Raw genomic sequence first — 17,219 nt, 5'->3', positions numbered from 1 at the left:
GCGTTAGTATTCCGCAAGCCCGGGAGAATGAGCCATGTCCGCTGCCGCAAAAGCCGAAGCCGGTCCGTCGTCCGACGCCGAGATCGTTGAAGCCTATCTCACGGCGTCGATGATCCCCGATCCGGACACCGCGGCGGCCTATATGGCGCCGGGCACGTTAATCACCTTTACCGGCGGGCGCGAGTTCGATCATCCGCGCGGCCCGACCGGGTTCAACGCCAAGCGCTACCGCTGGGTCAAGAAGAAGATGGATCGGTTCGACGTCTGCCCCGGCGACGGCGAGACCGTGGTCTACAGTGTGGGCACGCTCTACGGCGAATGGATGGATGGGACCGCGTTCGAGGGCAACCGCTACGTCGACCGCTTCGTGGTGCGGAATGGCCAGATCACCAAGATGGACGTCTGGAACGACAGCGCCGAGCGGATCCTGGTCCAGCGCGGCATCGACGCGTAACAGCCATCCTGGCGCTTGAGGCGCCTCGACTCCAGGCGGACAAAAGACCGGTCACCATATCGCAAGCCGCGATAGCTGCTAGATGCAAGCTCGTGTGGCGGCTGCCGCGCGCCTGCGCTATCAACGGCGTGATTGCTGCGCCCGGAATGGAGGCGCGAGCCTCCTCGAGGAGTTCCCGATGCGTTTACCCACTGTTGTCCTGGCCCTCACATGCCTTGCAACTGCCGCCTCCGCCGAAGACCTGTCGGGTACGCTTCAAAAGGTCAAAGAGACCAAGAAGATCACGCTGGGCTATCAAGAGGCCTCGGTCCCATTCAGCTATCTCGACGGCAACCAGAAGCCGGTCGGCTTTGCCATGGATATCTGCCTCAGGATCGTGGATGCCGTGAAGAAGCAGCTCGGTATGCCCGACATCGCGGTCGACACGCTCGCCGTGACGTCGTCGAACCGGATTCCGCTGATGGTCAACGGGACGCTCGACCTGCATTGCTCGGCGACCACCAACAATGCCGATCGCCAGAAGCAGGTCGCCTTCACCAACACGCACTTCCTCAGCGCAACGCGATTTGCAGCCAAGAAAGCCGCAAAGATCAACACCATCGACGATCTCAAGGGCAAAGCGGTGACGGCGGTGGCCGGCTCGGTCAACCTGACGCAGCTCGCCAAGGTCAACACCGAGCGCAATCTCGGCATCAATGTGATGCCGGCCAAGGACCAGGCCGAAGCCTTCCTGCTGCTGGAAACCGATCGCGCCCAGGCCTACGCGCTCGACGACGTGCAGCTCGCGGTCGCGATCGCGCGCTCGAAAGAACCTCAGCTCTTCATGATCAGCGAGGAGACGTTCTCGAAGCCTGAGCCTTACGGGATCATGCTGCGGCGGGAGGACGCGCCGTTCAAGGCGCTCGCCGACCGCGCGACTGCAGAGCTGTACGCCAGCCAGGAGATCGAGGTCCTCTACAAGAAGTGGCTGGAATCGCCGACGCCACCGAACGGCCTCAACTACAACGTCCCGATGTCGGGCGCCTTGCGCAACGCCTTCAAGAAGCCGAGCTCCAGCTTCGATCCGGATGTGTACGTCGTCAATTGAGGCGAGGACTGTCGCCGCCGGAGGCGTGTCGCGCGCGAGCGGTCCGCCGAGATGTCAGTAGGCCGTCGGGAACCCCCGCCGCGCCCCGGGTCCGGCCGGGCGCGGGCCAGCCTGCTGCATGATATCGGCCCCGAGGAACTTGCGGTCACCTTCGCGACTCTCCAGCGCATAGAACGGTGGGCAAGCCGCCAAGACCGACGCCGAAGCGAAATAGCCATGCGCGCAAATGAACCCTTCCTGGTCCGCCACGCGGACGTGATTTTCGCTTGGAAGACGTTCGCCGCGTCGATCCTGGCGCTCGTCATCGCGCTGGCAATGGATCTGCCGCGGCCTTATTGGGCGATGGCGACCGTATACATCACCTCGCAGCCGCTGGCGGGGGCGACCAGTTCGAAGGCGTTCTTCCGCGTGATGGGCACGCTGGTCGGCGCGATCACGACGGTGGCGCTGGTCCCAAACCTGATCGATGCACCCGAGCTGCTGTGCCTTGCCATCGCGCTCTGGGTCGGGCTCTGTCTTTATCTCTCGCTGCTCGACGGCACACCACGCAGCTACGTCTTCATGCTGGCCGGGTACACGGTGGCGCTGATCGGCTTTCCCTCGGTGTCCGAGCCGGGCGCCATTTTCGAGACCGCGGTGGCGAGGCTGGAGGAAATTTCGCTCGGCATCATCTGCGCAAGTCTGGTTTCGACCATCGTCTTTCCGCGCAGCGTCGCGCCGGCTGTTGCCAATCGGATCGAGAATTGGGTGGCGGACGCGCAGCGCCTAAGTCAAGTCGTCCTGCTGCGCCACGGTACGAACGAAACCCGCCGCGGCAAGCGCATCAAGCTTGCGACCGACGTCGTCGAAATAGACACGCTCTCCACCCATCTTGCTTATGACCGGTTGACCGACCGCAATGCCGTCGTCGGACTGGGTGAAATCCGGCTTCGCATGCTGATGCTTTTGCCGGTGATCGCTTCGCTCGAGGACCGGCTCGCCGCGCTGGGCGAGGAGGCGTTGAGGCGGCAACCCGAGCTGAGGCGGCTCCTGGAAGATCTCGCGGGATGGATCACCGGCGACGCCAACGCACGGCAGCCGGCCGAGCGAATTCGCGCCATGATCGGACGGCAGCAGGCGGTCCTTGACGACAGCGCCTCCTGGGAGCGGATCATCGTCACCAGCCTGTTGTCGCGGCTGCGCGAGCTGGTCGACCTCTCGCGCGATTGCCGCGCCCTGACGGAAGCGATCGTCGAGAACCGGAACGTCTCGACCCTCGATCTGGATTTCCAATCCGAAGCAGGTGCCGCGCCGGTGCGCCATAGGGATCGCGGCCTTGCCCTGTGGTCGGCTGCCGGCGCGTCGGCGGCCATCCTGATCTGCTGCGCGTTCTGGATCGGTACCGGTTGGCCGGACGGCGCGTCGGCGCCGATGATGGCGGCCGTCGCCTGTTCGTTCTTCGCCGCGCAGGACGAGCCCGCGCGCTTCATCCGCAGTTTTGGCCTGTGGTCCCTGGTCGCCATTGTCGTCGTGGCGATCTACCTTTTTGCGCTGGTGCCCGCGATCTCGCATCTCGAGGTTTTGGTCGCCGCGCTCGCGCCAACGTTCCTCTTCTATGGCTTCCTGATCGCACGGCCCGCAACGACCGGAACCGGCATGGCGCTTGCGGCCAACACGGCGACGCTGCTGGCGCTGCAATCGACCTACAGCGCGGATTTCGCGTCCTACGCAAATTCCGCTGTTGCCTTCTTCGTCGGTGTCATCATTGCCGAGCTGGTGACGCGGATCGCGCGTGGGGTGGGGGCGGAGTGGATCGCCAACCGCCTGGTGCTGTCGAACTGGACGGCGCTCGCGGTCGCCGCCGAACGGCGCGGCAAGCGGGATCGCGCGGAGTTCGCAGGCCTGATGCTGCACCGGCTCGGCCTTCTGGTGCAGCGCATCGCGTTTCTCTCCGAGAGTGACCGCCGCGACGCCGAGAGCCTGGTCCAGCTTCGTATCGGAATCAACATCATCGATCTCCGGCGCGCCCGCTACGGGCTTGCGGTATCCACCATTGCCGTGATCGACGACATGCTCGATCAGCTCGCCATCGCCTGCCGCAGATATGCGGGTGATGGAATGCCGGCCGAACTTCTGACAAGCGTCGATCGGGCAATGGCCCGGGCGGTGAAGGATCCCAACGGAAAGGCGCGCGAGGACGCCCTGGTCGGCCTCGTCGGCATAAGGCGCGGCCTGTTTCCGGACGCACCGGCCTATCGGCCGCGGGCAGGCGAGAGTGTTGCGGCATGAGATACGTGATCGATATCTACGGTGTGCTCGTGCCAGCGCTGCTGTTGTGGATCATCATCGCCTACGCGCTGAGTGCTCTGCTGCGCCGCTTCATGCAGCGCTTTGAACTTTACCGGCTGGTCTGGCACCGCGCGCTGTTCGATTTCGCGATCTACGTCTGCATTCTCGGCGTCGTCGTCTATCTCTCGGAGTATCTTGCATGAAAGGGAATGTTGCCTGGCTCGGGCGCCTCGCGTTGACGCTCCTTGCCGTTGTCGCCGCGCTCGCTGTCGGCCGCGAGCTCTGGGTCTATTACATGGAGCAGCCATGGACCCGCGACGGCCGGGTGCGCGCCGACGTGGTGCAGGTCGCGCCCGATGTGTCGGGCTTCGTGACCGAAGTGTTGGTCAAGGACAACCAGAAGGTCCATCGCGGTGACGTCCTGTTCAAGATCGACCGCGAGCGTTTTGCGCTGGCGCTGCGGCAGGCCGATGCGTCGGTGGCCGGTCATCAGGCTACGCTCGATCAGGCCAATGCCGATTTGAAGCGCTATAGCGCGCTGACGACCGACGCCGTGTCGCAGCAGAAACAGGAGCAGGTGCTGGCCACGCAGCTCCAGGCCAAGGCGGCTTTCGATGCGGCCGTTGCCGACCGCGCGGTCGCCCAGCTCAATCTCGATCGCAGCGAGGTGCATGCCTCCGTGAACGGCGTGATCACCAACATGGATCTGCGTCCCGGCGCCTATGTCACGGCCGGGAAAGGCGTGATGGCGCTAGTCGACAGCGATACGCTGCATGTGGAAGGCTATTTCGAGGAGACGAAACTCGCGCGCATTCGTATCGGTGACAAGGTGCAGGTCCGCCTGATGGGCGAGAAGGTGACGCTTTCAGGCCATGTCGAGAGCATTGCCGCCGGCATCGAGGACCGCGACCGCGTCGAGGGCGCCAGCCTGCTTGCCAACGTCAACCCGACCTTCAGTTGGGTGCGCCTCGCCCAGCGCGTGCCGGTACGCATCGCGCTGGATCATGTGCCTGACGGAATGTCGCTGGTGGCCGGGCGTTCGGCGACGGTGGAGGTGCTGAACTAGAAGCGATTGGCATCGCCCGATTCAAGCATTCGAATATTTCTTCAGCTCGAACCGCGCGATCTGGTTCCTGTGGACCTCGTCCGGGCCGTCGGCGAGACGCAGCAAGCGCGCGGTCGCATAGGCCTGCGTCAATCCAAAGTCGTTCGACGTGCCGCCGCCGCCATGGGCCTGGATCGCCCAATCGATGATCTGGCAGGCCATGTTGGGCACGGCGACCTTGATCATCGCAATCTCCGCTTTCGCCACTTTGTTGCCGACGGTGTCCATCGCGTAGGCGGCGTTGAGCGTCAGCAGCCGGGCCTGCTCGATCATGATGCGGGCCTCTGCGATGCGCTCCTGCGTCACCGTCTGCTCGGAAACCGGCTTGCCGAAGGCGACGCGGCTGCGCACCCTCCGGCACATCTTCTCCAGGGTGCGCTCGGAGAGCCCGATCAGTCGCATGCAATGGTGGATACGGCCGGGGCCGAGGCGGCCCTGCGCGATCTCGAAGCCGCGGCCTTCGCCGAGCAGCATGTTCTCCTTGGGGACACGCACGTTGGTGAAGACGACCTCGGAGGCACGGTCGGGCACGCCGTAGAAGCCGAACACGGGCAGGGCACGCTTGACCTCGACGCCCGCTGTGTCCATCGGCACCAGGATCATGGATTGCTGCTTGTGGCGGTCCGCATTGTCGGGATCGGTCTTGCCCATGAATATGCAGATCTTGCAGCGCGGGTCGGTCGCGTTGGTGGTGTACCATTTGCGGCCGTTGATGACGTAATGGTCGCCGTCGCGGACGATCGAGCTTTCGATGTTGGTCGCATCGGACGAGGCGACGGCAGGCTCGGTCATGGCGAAGCAGGAGCGGATTTCGCCTGCGAGGAGCGGCTTCAGCCAGCGCTCCTTGTCCTTCTCCGTGCCATAGCGCTCCAGCACCTCCATGTTGCCGGTGTCGGGCGCCGAACAGTTGAACACTTCGGGCGCCAGATGCGAGCGGCCCATGACCTCGCAGAGCGGCGCATATTCGAGATTGGTCAGGCCTGCACCGTGGCCGGAGTCCGGCAGGAACAGATTCCAGAGGCCTTCGGCGCGCGCCAGCGGCTTCAGCTCCTCCACGACCGGATAGACTTTCCAGGGACCCAGCTCCTCCGCCTCGCGATAAAAGCGTTCCTCGTTCGGATAGATGTGCCGGTCCATGAAACTTTCGAGCCTGCGCTTGAGCTCGACGACTTTGGGCGACATCGGGTAGAGCATCTTTGTCTCCTTGATCAATCGACAGGCCGGGTGCAATCGGCGCAGGCGACGCGATACCCTTTGAATTTCTCGCGCAACGCTGATTTGAGCACCTTGCCGGTGCCGGTCATCGGAAACTCGTCCATGAACTCGACGGCGTCGGGCATCCACCAGCTCGCGATCTTCGGGCGCATGTGCTCGAGCAGCGTCTTGCCGTCGACGGTCGCGCCTTTCTTGCGGACGACGAGGAGCAGAGGCCGCTCCTGCCATTTCTCATGATTGATCGCGACTACGGCGGCTTGCAGCACATCGGGGTGAGACAGGGCGACGTCCTCGAGCTGGATGGAGGAGATCCATTCGCCGCCGGACTTGATCACGTCCTTGGAGCGGTCCGTCAGCGTGACGTGGCCCTGGGGATCGATCACGGCCATGTCGCCGGTGATCAGCCAGCCGTCGCGGTCGAGGCCTTCGTCGAGTTTCATGTAGCCGGACGCAACCCACGGTCCCCGCGCGCGCAGATGGCCGACGCTCCTGCCGTCGCGCGGCAGCTCGTTGCCGCCGTCGTCGACGATGCGCAAGGCGGTGCCGAAACAGGCGCGGCCGGACACCTGGCGGCGGTCGAACTTCTCCTTGTCGTCGAGATGCTCGGAGCCCGGCCGCAAGCCCGGCATCGAGCAACCCAAGGCTTCCGTCATGCCCCAGGCCTGGAGGTAGTCGACGTCGTACTCGCGCTTGAGCTTCTCGACCATCGCGCGCGGCGGCGCCGAGCCCGACGACAATGTTGCACGAAGAGTCGAGAACCGGTTGCCGGTGCGGCCCAACCAGTCGAGCAGGATCAGCCAGAAGCTCGGCACGCCCGCCGACAGCGTCACCTTCTCGCCTTCGAGCAATTCGTAGAGCTTGTCGGGCTCGTAATTGCGGCCGGGCAGCACCAGCTTCGAGCCGGTATACGGGGCGGTGAACGGCATGTTCCAGCCATTGCCGTGGAACAGCGGCGCCATCGGCATCATCACCTCGCGCACGCCTTCCAGGTGCCCGGGCAGGAAGTCGAAATTGCAGGAGACCATGGTCTGCAGGATCGCGGCGCGGTGCGAATAGATCACGCCCTTGGGATTGCCGGTGGTGCCGGAGGTGTAGCAGATGGTGGACGCCGATTTTTCGTCGAACTCCGGCCAGGCGAAGCCGGCGTCGTTCTCCTTGTCCAGAAGCTCCTCGTAGCAATGCACGTTGGCAAGCTTGGTCTCCGGCATCCGCTCGCGCGAGCACATCACGACATAGGCTTCGATCGATGTGAGCTGTGGCGCGATCGCCTCGACGATCGGCAGTGTGGCGCGGTCGATGAACAGCAGCCGGTCCTCGGCGTGATTGACGATATAGACGAGCTGCTCGGGGAACAGCCGCGGGTTGATGGTGTGCAGCACACAGCCCATGCCGGGCGCGGCGTAGAACATCTCGAAATGCCGGTGCGTATTCCAGGCCAGCGTGCCGACCCTGTCGCCGGGCATCATGCCGAACCTCTTGAGCGCTAATGCCATGCGCTTGATGCGCGGATGGGCGTCGGCATAGGTGTAGCGATGGATGTCGCCTTCGATCTCGCGGGCGACGACCTCGGCCTCGCCGTGATAATCGGCGGCATACTGGATCAGGCCGCTGATCAGGAGCGGCATGTCCATCATCAATCCCTGCATCGTCTCCTCCGGACCGCCATGTCATTGCATGACGTACGCTTGTGATGTGCGTTTGAGGTTAGCGGAACGCCACGCCACGTTCACGCAAAAAGCGAGGGACGTGATTGCATGCGTCACTTTTTCAGGGCTAAGTGATGCGAGCTGCCGGCGAGGTAGTGCCCGCCGGGGAGGAAACGGATGTCAGCGGAAAGACACAAGACCGGTGCAGCCGGCGAATCTACAATCGACATTGCAGCACTCCGTGCGCGCTATCGCGACGAGCGCGATCGCCGGCTGCGCACTGAGGGCAAGGCGCAATATGTCGAAGTGACCGGCAAGTTCGGGCGCTATCTCGACGATCCCTGGGCCAATTCCGGATTTGCGCGCGAGGCCGTCAGCGAACAGACCGAGGTGCTCATCGTCGGCGGCGGCTTCGGCGGCCTTCTGTGTGGCGCGCGACTGCGCGCGGCCGGCATCGATGATTTCCGGGTCGTGGAAAAGGCAGCCGATTTCGGCGGCACCTGGTACTGGAATCGCTACCCTGGCGCGGCCTGCGATACTGAGAGCTACATCTACCTGCCGTTGCTGGAAGAGACCGGCTACATGCCCGTGCGCAAATATGCGCGAGCACCCGAGATCTACGAACATTCGCGCCGCATCGGCCGTCACTTCGGTCTCTATGAGCGCGCGCTGTTTCAGACCGTCATCACGCGCATGGAATGGCAAGAGCAGGAGGCAATTTGGCTGGTCGAGACCGACCGCGGTGATTGCATCCGCGCGCGCTTCGTCATCCTTGCTGGCGGCCCGCTGAGCCGTCCGAAGCTGCCGGGCATTCCCGGTATCGAAAGCTTCAAGGGACACAGCTTCCACACCAGCCGCTGGGATTACGCCTACACCGGCGGCACGGCCGAAGGTGATCTTAGTGGTCTTGGCGACAAACGCGTCGGGATCATCGGCACCGGTGCCACCGCCGTGCAATGCGTGCCGCATCTCGGCCGCTCGGCCAAGGAGCTCTACGTTTTCCAACGTACGCCGTCGGCGATCGGCGTGCGCGACGACCGCCCGACGGATCAGAGCTGGGCGCAGCAGCTCAGGCCTGGGTGGCAGCGCGAGCGCATGGACAATTTCACCGCCGTGATCTCGGGCGAGCCATTCGAACAGGATCTGGTGCAGGACGGCTGGACCGGCCTGCTCGGCGAGATACTGCTGGCGCCGCGCCGCCAGAAGCAGCCGGTGACCTCGATCGAGGAGGCGCTCAAGGTCATCGAGCAGGCCGATTATCGCAAGATGGAAGAGATCCGGGCGCGCGTCGATGCGATCGTCAAGGACGAGGCGACGGCTTCGGCGTTAAAGCCCTGGTACAAGGCCTTCTGCAAGCGGCCGTGCTTCCACGACGAATATCTCGACACCTTCAATCGCCCCAACGTGCATCTCGTCGACACCAGGGGACAGGGCGTCGATCGCATCACCGAGAACGCCGTCGTGGTCGACGGCCACGCCTACGAACTCGACTGCCTGATCTATGCCAGCGGTTTCGAAGTCGGTACCGATTACGCCCGTCGTATGGGCTTCGAGATCTATGGACGCGATGGTACGAGCCTGTCCGAGCGCTGGCGCGACGGCGTCAAGACGATGCATGGCTTCTACAGCCGCGGCTTCCCGAACTGCTTCCTGATCGTCATGGTGCAGGCAGGCCAGAGCGCCAACTTCCCGCACATCATCGACGAGCAGTCGCAGCACATCGCCTACGTGATCGCCGAAGCGCGCAAGCGCAAGGCGCGAACCCTCGAGCCGACGCTGGCGGCCGAAAACGCCTGGGTCGAGGAGGTGGTCAAAGCCGCGCTCGGACGCCAGACCTATCTCGCCGAATGCACGCCCGGCTATTACAACAATGAAGGCGTGTTCGATCCGATCGCGGCGAGAAACAGCCAGTATTGGCGCGGGCCGGTGGCATTCCTGCGGCTGCTCGACAAGTGGCGCAAGGAAGGCAATTTGGATGGACTGGAACTGTCGTATGATCACGCCATGGAGTCGGCGCCTTCGTCCGGGTAAGCTCGGGCATTGGATCGCGCCAGAAAGAGGACATCGGACATGATCAGGGGCAGAACTGTAGCTGCGGCGGTTTTCGGGGCGATGACGCTGCTCAGCTGCCTGGCGCCCGCCGCCCACGCCGCGCAATGCGGCAGTTCGTCGGCCGGCTTCGAGGCCTGGAAGCGCGAGTTCAGCGCGGAGGCGCAGGGCAAGGGCGTTGGCCAGACCGCGCTCGCGGCGCTGATGCAGACCAATTACGCCAGTGCCACCATCGCAGCCGACCGCGGCCAGCGCAGCTTCTCGCTATCGCTCGACCAGTTCCTCGCCAAGCGCGGTGCGACAACCATTGTGGCCAAGGGCCGCCAGCTCAAGCAGTCGCAGGCTGCCTTGTTCGCCTCGATCCAGCAGCGCTATGGCGTTCCGCCGGGCCCGTTGATCGCGATCTGGGGCATGGAAACCGGATTCGGCAGCCAGCGCGGCAACCAGAACATGCTCTCCTCGATCGCGACGCTCGCCTATGACTGCCGCCGTCCCGAATTCTTCACCGAGCAGCTCTATGCGGCGCTGAAACTGGTCGATCGCGGCACGCTATCGGGGGCAACCCGCGGCTCGATGCACGGCGAAGTCGGCCAGACCCAGTTCATGCCCAAAAACATCCTGGCCTATGGCACCGGCAATCTCGAAGTTGCCGCCAATGCGCTGAACTCGACGGCGAATTTCCTCAAGGCCCATGGCTGGCGTGCAGGAGCCGGTTACCAGCCGGGCGAGCCGAATTTCGTCGCCATCGAAGCCTGGAATGCCGCCGGCGTTTATCAGAAGGCGATCGCTCTGATGGGACGGCAGATCGACGAGGGCGGAGGTGCGGCCGCCTCGCGCTGACTAGAGCCCCCTTGAGAACGGGGCTCTAGCTTCTTGTTTGGACGCGTTTTCTGTGTCCGAACCGGCATCCACTTCGCTTGAAAACGCTCTTGCTCAGCAAGGCGTGATGCGCCGACAAGAGAAAGTTGTTGCCATCAGGAACCGACGGCACGAGGTTTGCTTTGATCGAACAGGGCTGGGCATGAGGAGACTCAACATGGCAACCCAGATCGTGATGGACCAGACTGGCGACACGCGCCACGAGTTTGATCCTGGCAATGCCGAAGCGCTGGCGCGGGCCGAACGGCGCTTTCGGGAGCTGACCGGAGCGGGCTTCACCGCCGCGCTGCGAACCGGACCTGGCGAGGTCACCCGGATCCGATCGTTCGACCCGACCGCGCAGGAAACGCTGTTCTATCCCCGCCTGGTCGGCGGTTGATCTGAGCTGCTCATGATCGCGGCGGTCTGGCTCCGCGCGCCGGCGCGTGCGCGTCTGCATGCGCTACGCGAACTCTATCGGCGCTTCTTCGGCGAGAACACGCCGGATGCTCGCGGCCGCCGGCTCCTGGCCGAATGGCTGTCGCCGGCGCAGCGCGTCCAATTCGAGCAGTACCGGCATTTCGATGTCGTCGGCTGCGATACCGGCAAGACCTATCGCATCCATTATGGCACCGCCGCCAATGTCCATGAGATCGACGCGGCCGGAAACGCGACGATGGGGTGGTGCTTCGTCCCGTCAGGCTTTCTCGTCCCCGGCGACGTCATGCTCGCACAGAAGATCGCGCTCGAAACCGACGAAAGGGGAGCTCTCGCGCTCGCCAACAGGTTTCCGCCGGCAACACATTCGGAGCACTTCTACCGGCGGCCGTTCTAGGGCAGGGCTATCAGTGCAAGGCTATCAGTGCAAGGCTATCAGTAATGGGTGGTGCGATAGGCATCCACCGCGTGCGCTGCAAAAACGCCCACGCTGCAAAGCGCAAGCAAGGCCGAGATCAGTTCGATCATAGCTCGTCCTCCCACGGCGGCAGGGCGACGAGGTGCTGACAGCAGGAGTAATCCCAGATCAGGTCGAGGAAGAATTGCATGGTGGCCGTCCCTGTATGATTTTGACAACCAGATAACCGACCATCTGTTTCAGGCGTGTTTCGTCGCATCTGGAAACGGGTTTCTTGGGGAACCCCGGGCTGGTTTGTGCGCTGCGGAGCCGCTACATCCTGCTCTTGCTCAATCTCATTAGCCGCGAGGCGGCACATCGCATGGCGAGGCGAAATCATGGCGCAGGTCGAGTGGTTCGACGATCTCACCATTGGAATGCAGTTCAAATCCCCCGAAGTTCACGTCACCGAGGCCGACATCAAGCGGTTCGCGGCGGAGTTTGATCCGCAGCCGATGCATCTCGACCACGAAGCCGCCAAGCAGACCCTGTTCAGGGGTCTCGCTGCCTCGGGATGGCACACCGCCGCGATTGCCATGAGCCTCGCGATCCAGACCCGTCCCTTCGGCCCCCATCCGCTGATCGGCGCCGGCGTCGATGGGCTGCGTTGGACCATCCCGGTACGGCCCGATGACCGCCTGCATCTGGTCGGGGAGGTCATGAGCCTGACGCCGTCGAAATCGAAGCCGCAGGGCATTGCATTGGTGAAATGGACGATGTTCAACCAGAACGGCGAGGAGGTTTACACCTTCACCCCGATCGCGATCGTGCCGCGGCGGGAGTAGGGCAAGGTCGGCGCCCTACGCGGCCGCCCGAAGCCCTTGCGGGTCACCGGCAGAGGTGGTCATCTCGGTCCGGGGAACACGCTGGAGGCTGACATGAAACGATCTCTTCTCGCCGCCGGGTTGCTGGCCGGCGCCTTGAGCGCCGTCGCTTTGACCGCGAGGCCGGTGCAGGCGCAACAATCCAAGGTCGGCGACTGGACCATCGAAAAGCGTACGCAAGACGCACATTGCAATGCGAGCCGCGGCTACAAGGACAAGGAAGACGAGAACCGGGACTACGTCATCGTCATCACCTATTCCGAGAAGGCTATCGTGATCGTGATGATCTATGACGGCTGGGAGTGGGACAAGGTTGGCGAGATCCTCCGGGCGGATGTCGGCACCGATGACGCCGATATCATGAAGAAGGCGAAGTGGGAGGTCATGGACAAGACCACCGTGCGCGGCATCTTTGAATACGATCAGTCCATGATGGACCGGCTGTCCAAGGCCAAGCGTCTCTCGCTCGATTTCGAGGACGATGACGACGACAGCATCGAGATGCAGGTGCCGCGTGCTGGTGAAGCGCTGGCGGCGCTGAAATTCTGCGAGGAGAATCGCAAGTAGATTGCCGGAGCCGGATGCGAGGCCGGCGGGATCGGTGGCGACGGAATCCTGCAGCGCGATTGGCGCCTGACGCATCGCACGCGTGACTCATCGCACACAGACCGCGCGCTGTTCGCATTTATCCTAGTCTTTGGCGAAAACGTCCAAGCCGCATCCTGCGGTTGACGTTACGCAAGGGCGATGTTCGATATTCCAGCATTTCGTTGCATCGTTTTCTCGGCGTCGATTGCGTCGTCCGGCCGATGACAATTCTCCACGCAAATCGATTCTCGTCCCTCGTCGGCGAGATCTACGACGCGGCGGTCGATCCCGCGCTGCGCAGCGGGGTGCTGGAACAGGTTTCGCATTTCGTCGGCGGATGTGCCGTGACCATCCTGTCCAGGGACGCAGCCAGGCTCTCGATCGAGATCCATGAGCATTTCGGCAGCGAATCCCGCTTCCGCCAGCTATATCGCGACCGATATGTGGAACTCGACCCTCTGCTCGATCGTCATCTCACGCTCGCGGCGGAACAGACGATCGGCGTCGCCGACATCATGTCTCAGGCGGATTTCCTGGCAACGAGCTTCTATCGCGAGTGGGTGGAACCGCAAGGAGCGATAGACCTTGCAACCGTTGCGCTCGAGAAGTCGGACACGCGCACCACGATCCTGCAGGTGCTGCGCCACCGGTCGCGCGGACTCGTTGACGAGCCGATGCGTGAGCGCATGCGGCTGCTTGCTCCGCACCTCCAGCGTTCCAGGATCATGGGCCGGCAGATCAGGGCGCGCGCTCATACCGTGGACGACCTTGCCGATGTCTTGGATGGGCTGAGCACGGCGATCTGTCTGCTCGACGCAGATGGCCGCGTCGTGCATGCCAACGCAGCATGCCGCGGGCTGTTCGCCGATGCCAGCCTGCTCGCAATGGTCGGCGACCGGATCGTGGCCCGCAACACCCAGACCGACAAAATATTCCGCGGCCTGTGCGAAATCGATGCAGGCAGCGAAACTCGTGCCGCTCCCCGTCAGATCGAGCTTGCGACATCAGTTGATGGGCAGCACTATCTGCTCCACGCCTTTCCCCTGAAGCGCGATCGCATTCCATCGCGAGATGCCGCAGCCACGGTGCTCTTCGTGCAGAAGGCCTCGGCAGCGACATGGCTCGCAGCCGATGCGATCGCTGCGGCCTTCAGGCTGACGCCGTCCGAACTGCGCGTATTGATGGCCATTATCGAGATCGGCGGCGTTCCCGACATTGCGGCAAAGCTCGGCATCGCCGAAACGACGGTGAAAACGCATCTCGGTCGCCTGTTCGAGAAGACCGGCGCCGGCAGGCAGGCCGACCTGGTCAAGATCGCCACCGGCTTTGCCGTTCCATTCGCGCGTCGAACGAACGGTGATGGCGACGCCGTGTGATCCATTTCACAAGGCTCGCCGGTATCTGCCGCGATCTCAATGCATTGTGATGAGCCGAGCTCCCGTGTCCTCCGAATGCAGGACGCGAGTCATTTGATACTTTCGTATATCGCGATCCAGAAAAGTGAAGAGCAGCAAGCGCCGCGAAGAGATGCCACGACGGCGCCAAACGCGAGTGTGAGGAAACGACAGCGCACGGCCGGACCTGCTCGTCGGTTGGAGGATTGCAGTGAGCCAATTTGATTTTTCCGTTATCAAGGTTTCAACGAACGAAATTCCCGAAAACGAGCGTATCCCGCTGCTTCGCGATTTCTACTTTCGCGGGGTGTTGAAGGCGGAGGTCGAGGTGAGGGAAGGAAAGCCGTTCGCGGCGAGCTTCACGTCCCACGTCTTGCCGGAAGCCCAATTGCTGATGGGAGGATTGTGCGGAGCGCGGGTCATTCGCACCAAGCACCTGGTTGCCGACGGCGACGACAGTCTGGCCCTGATCGTGAATCGATCTGGCGTGCTTGGGATATCCGAGCGGGGACACGATCTGAGCCTTCGGGCGGGAGAGGCGGTCCTGACAAGCGCGGAGGACGTTACGACGTTCGAGCGATTGTCCCTGGGCAGCTGTTTCTCGCTCCGTGTGCCGAGACGCGTGCTGGCGCCGATGATCGTGGATGTCGATGACGCCGTGATGCGGGTGATGCCGGAGAGCTCGACGGGACTTCGATTGCTAGTCGATTACGCAGTGACGCTGGTGCGGGAGAATGCGTTCGCGATGCCGAATTTGCGCAAGCTCGGGGTCGGGCATCTGCACGATCTTCTGGCAATCGTCCTCGGTGCCACCAACGAGCCGCGGGAGCTGGCCGGGCGGCGCGGCGTCAAGGCGGCACGGTTGCAGAAGGCCAAAGTCTCCATCGCCAACAATTGCTGGCGGCAGGATCTCTCCGTTGCCACGGTCGCCCAGGAGCTCGGCGTGACGCCGCGTTATCTCCAGCGCCTATTCGAGGCCGACGGCAAGACGTTCTCGTCCTTCCTGATCGAACAACGCGTCAAGCGTGCGCATCGCATGTTGCGCGAACCCGGACACGCCGAGCGGACGGTCAGCTCGATCGCCTACGATGTCGGTTTCGGCGATCTCTCCTATTTCAACCGCTGCTTCCGGCGGACTTATGGCGCCACGCCCAGTGACGTCAGGAGCCGCGAGATGTCGTGACCGCGCGCGATTGAATGTCAGGTCAAATGCCGATTGGAGACGGCACGGGCGTGCGCCGCCCGCAGTTGGAGTGTTGTGTTGCATGCGCCGTTTTTTCTTTGATCTTATGCTCGGCAATATCGTGAAGATCGATCCGGGCGGCATGGTGTTCGAATGCCCCGAAGCGACATTCGTGGTGGCCAACGAGATGGCAAGCCACCTGTTCGTCTGGCGCGACGATTTGCGCGGCCGCGATGCCTGCATCCGGGTCAGAGACACCGACGGGCGTGAGATCTATCGCGCCGCCGTCTGGTCGGAGAATGTGGAGAAGGTCGGCTGGGACGAGGCGTGAGCGTCCCGGTGCGGTATCGCAACTCCGCATCAGTAGCGCCCGAAACGGATATCCGTTCGTTCCGGCCGGGCTCCATCCGCCCGGCCGGCGTCCTCCGATCGGAGGATGCCGCATGCTGTGGTTGTGGTATGCTTGGTGATATTGATCACCCAGGCCATTTATAGCCATGCACGGACCGCGGAAGCTGCCCGACCTCGTCGAGGCCATCTACGATGCCGGACTCGATCCTTCGCTGTGGAACAACGTCGTCACCGGCATCCGCGACTTCGTCGGCGGCCAGGCCTGCGGACTGTTTTCCAAGGATTCGATCAGCAAATTCGGCGTCACGCATTATTATTGCGGTGCGGATCCGCACTACATCCGGCTCTATTCCGAGACGCATTCGAAGTTCGATCCGCTGACGGTCCTGCCGCCGCATGGCCAGATCGTCAGCATCCCGGATCTCGTCAATTTCGATGAATATCGGCGGGGACGCTTTTACCAGGAATGGATGCGGCCGCAGGGTTGCAGCGATGCGGCCAACGTCGTGCTCGAGAATTCGAATGCGAACTGCCCCGTGATGATGACGGTGCTGTCGGGCCGCCGGATGGTGGATCCGGTGATGAAGCACCGCCTCTCGCTGGTCGTCCCGCACGCCAGCCGCGCGTTGCTGATCAACCGCGCCATGACCTCGCAATTGACGCTGGCGACGGCGCTGGCGGAGGTCCTGGACAATCTTGCCTGCGGCATCTTCCTGCTCGATGGCTTCTGCCGGGTGGTGCACGCGAATTCCGCCGGGCACGATCTGCTTGCGGCCGACGATCTGGTTCGGTCCGTTGCGGGGCAATTGGTGACCAGCAGTGCGGAGGCCAATCAGACGCTGCGGGAAGCGTTCGCGACCCGCAATGAAATTACCCTGCTTGCCACAAAGGGGCATGCGTTTTCGCTGCTTTCGCCTTCGGGCGAGCGCTACGTCGCGCACATCCTGCCGCTGTCGTCCGTCCTGCGGGGTGGCAGCGAGCGGGTGGTCGATGCCGTCGGTGCGCTGCTGCTGCGCAAGGTATCGCTCGGCGGACAGTCCTACGGCGAATTGATCGCGCGGACCTTCGATCTCACGCCGGCCGAGCTGCGCGTGTTCCTGTCGATCGTCGAGGTTGGCGGCGTCCCGGAGACGGCGGTCGCGCTCGGTATCGCAGAAACGACGGCGAAGACGCATCTGCATCGCGTGTTCGCCAAGACGGGCGTTTCGCGTCAGGCCGATCTCGTCAAGCTTGCGGCAGGATTCTCCAATCCACTCGTCAACTAGACCGTCGATTTTGCCTTCACGATTGAACCTTTCGCTC

General features: G+C 63.2%; 17 protein-coding genes. 15 read left to right on the top strand and 2 right to left on the bottom strand.

The genetic code is table 11. The features are described from left to right. The first annotated feature begins 34 nt into the window (after positions 1 to 34). The 5 genes from ACVIN2_RS05660 (at position 35) to ACVIN2_RS05640 (ending at position 4,875) form a co-directional block, all read left to right on the top strand. A complete protein-coding gene (locus ACVIN2_RS05660) occupies positions 35 to 454 on the top strand; it encodes a nuclear transport factor 2 family protein (RefSeq protein ID WP_456764817.1) in 420 nt (139 codons plus the stop codon). Between the two features lie 178 nt (positions 455 to 632). Then, positions 633 to 1,541, top strand: coding sequence for an amino acid ABC transporter substrate-binding protein (locus tag ACVIN2_RS05655; protein WP_007608938.1), 909 nt, complete (start codon positions 633 to 635; stop codon positions 1,539 to 1,541). A gap of 216 nt (positions 1,542 to 1,757) precedes the next feature. Beyond that, on the top strand, positions 1,758 to 3,809 hold the full coding sequence (locus ACVIN2_RS05650) for an FUSC family protein (RefSeq protein ID WP_456764816.1): 2,052 nt from the start codon (positions 1,758 to 1,760) through the stop codon (positions 3,807 to 3,809). After that, complete coding sequence (locus ACVIN2_RS05645; protein ID WP_456764815.1) at positions 3,806 to 4,012, top strand: DUF1656 domain-containing protein; 207 nt, start codon at positions 3,806 to 3,808, stop codon at positions 4,010 to 4,012. The genes ACVIN2_RS05650 and ACVIN2_RS05645 overlap by 4 nt, the downstream gene beginning before the upstream one ends. After that, positions 4,009 to 4,875, top strand: a complete 867-nt coding sequence (locus tag ACVIN2_RS05640; RefSeq protein WP_456764814.1) for an efflux RND transporter periplasmic adaptor subunit — start codon at positions 4,009 to 4,011, stop codon at positions 4,873 to 4,875. The genes ACVIN2_RS05645 and ACVIN2_RS05640 overlap by 4 nt, the downstream gene beginning before the upstream one ends. A gap of 21 nt (positions 4,876 to 4,896) precedes the next feature. Here ACVIN2_RS05640 and ACVIN2_RS05635 read toward each other — a convergent pair whose 3' ends face one another. Together ACVIN2_RS05635 and ACVIN2_RS05630 are read right to left on the bottom strand one after the other, a co-directional pair. Next, positions 4,897 to 6,108 (bottom strand): acyl-CoA dehydrogenase family protein, encoded by a 1,212-nt coding sequence (locus ACVIN2_RS05635; protein ID WP_456764813.1) that lies wholly within the window; start codon positions 6,106 to 6,108, stop codon positions 4,897 to 4,899. Positions 6,109 to 6,122: 14 nt separating this feature from the next. Then, entirely contained in the window at positions 6,123 to 7,775 is a 1,653-nt protein-coding gene (locus tag ACVIN2_RS05630; RefSeq protein ID WP_456764812.1) for a long-chain fatty acid--CoA ligase, read from the bottom strand. A gap of 177 nt (positions 7,776 to 7,952) precedes the next feature. On the opposite strand from ACVIN2_RS05630, the gene ACVIN2_RS05625 reads away from it, so the two are divergent. From ACVIN2_RS05625 to ACVIN2_RS05580, 10 genes are all read left to right on the top strand, one after another. Then, positions 7,953 to 9,806, top strand: coding sequence for a flavin-containing monooxygenase (locus tag ACVIN2_RS05625; RefSeq protein WP_456764811.1), 1,854 nt, complete (start codon positions 7,953 to 7,955; stop codon positions 9,804 to 9,806). A gap of 39 nt (positions 9,807 to 9,845) precedes the next feature. Continuing rightward, on the top strand, positions 9,846 to 10,664 hold the full coding sequence (locus tag ACVIN2_RS05620; protein ID WP_456764810.1) for a lytic murein transglycosylase: 819 nt from the start codon (positions 9,846 to 9,848) through the stop codon (positions 10,662 to 10,664). A gap of 196 nt (positions 10,665 to 10,860) precedes the next feature. After that, positions 10,861 to 11,082 (top strand): hypothetical protein, encoded by a 222-nt coding sequence (locus ACVIN2_RS05615; RefSeq protein ID WP_007592399.1) that lies wholly within the window; start codon positions 10,861 to 10,863, stop codon positions 11,080 to 11,082. A gap of 12 nt (positions 11,083 to 11,094) precedes the next feature. Beyond that, a complete protein-coding gene (locus ACVIN2_RS05610) occupies positions 11,095 to 11,517 on the top strand; it encodes a hypothetical protein (protein WP_247286611.1) in 423 nt (140 codons plus the stop codon). Positions 11,518 to 11,915: 398 nt separating this feature from the next. After that, positions 11,916 to 12,362: a MaoC family dehydratase gene (locus ACVIN2_RS05605; RefSeq protein ID WP_247297582.1), complete on the top strand. Its 447-nt coding sequence runs from the start codon at positions 11,916 to 11,918 to the stop codon at positions 12,360 to 12,362. 93 nt (positions 12,363 to 12,455) lie between these two features. Then, positions 12,456 to 12,968, top strand: coding sequence for a hypothetical protein (locus ACVIN2_RS05600; RefSeq protein WP_211399667.1), 513 nt, complete (start codon positions 12,456 to 12,458; stop codon positions 12,966 to 12,968). A gap of 242 nt (positions 12,969 to 13,210) precedes the next feature. Then, positions 13,211 to 14,365, top strand: a complete 1,155-nt coding sequence (locus ACVIN2_RS05595; RefSeq protein WP_456764809.1) for a helix-turn-helix transcriptional regulator — start codon at positions 13,211 to 13,213, stop codon at positions 14,363 to 14,365. Positions 14,366 to 14,594: 229 nt separating this feature from the next. After that, positions 14,595 to 15,566, top strand: a complete 972-nt coding sequence (locus ACVIN2_RS05590) for a helix-turn-helix transcriptional regulator (RefSeq protein WP_456764808.1) — start codon at positions 14,595 to 14,597, stop codon at positions 15,564 to 15,566. A gap of 82 nt (positions 15,567 to 15,648) precedes the next feature. Then, positions 15,649 to 15,897: a DUF6894 family protein gene (locus ACVIN2_RS05585; protein ID WP_027569497.1), complete on the top strand. Its 249-nt coding sequence runs from the start codon at positions 15,649 to 15,651 to the stop codon at positions 15,895 to 15,897. Positions 15,898 to 16,063: 166 nt separating this feature from the next. Then, positions 16,064 to 17,182, top strand: coding sequence for a helix-turn-helix transcriptional regulator (locus ACVIN2_RS05580; RefSeq protein WP_456764807.1), 1,119 nt, complete (start codon positions 16,064 to 16,066; stop codon positions 17,180 to 17,182). Positions 17,183 to 17,219 lie beyond the last annotated feature (37 nt).

The sequence above is a fragment of the Bradyrhizobium sp. USDA 3650 genome, assembly GCF_054057395.1.
The sequence above is the reverse complement of the archived record's forward strand: the minus strand, read 5'-3'. Positions and strand labels throughout refer to the sequence as shown.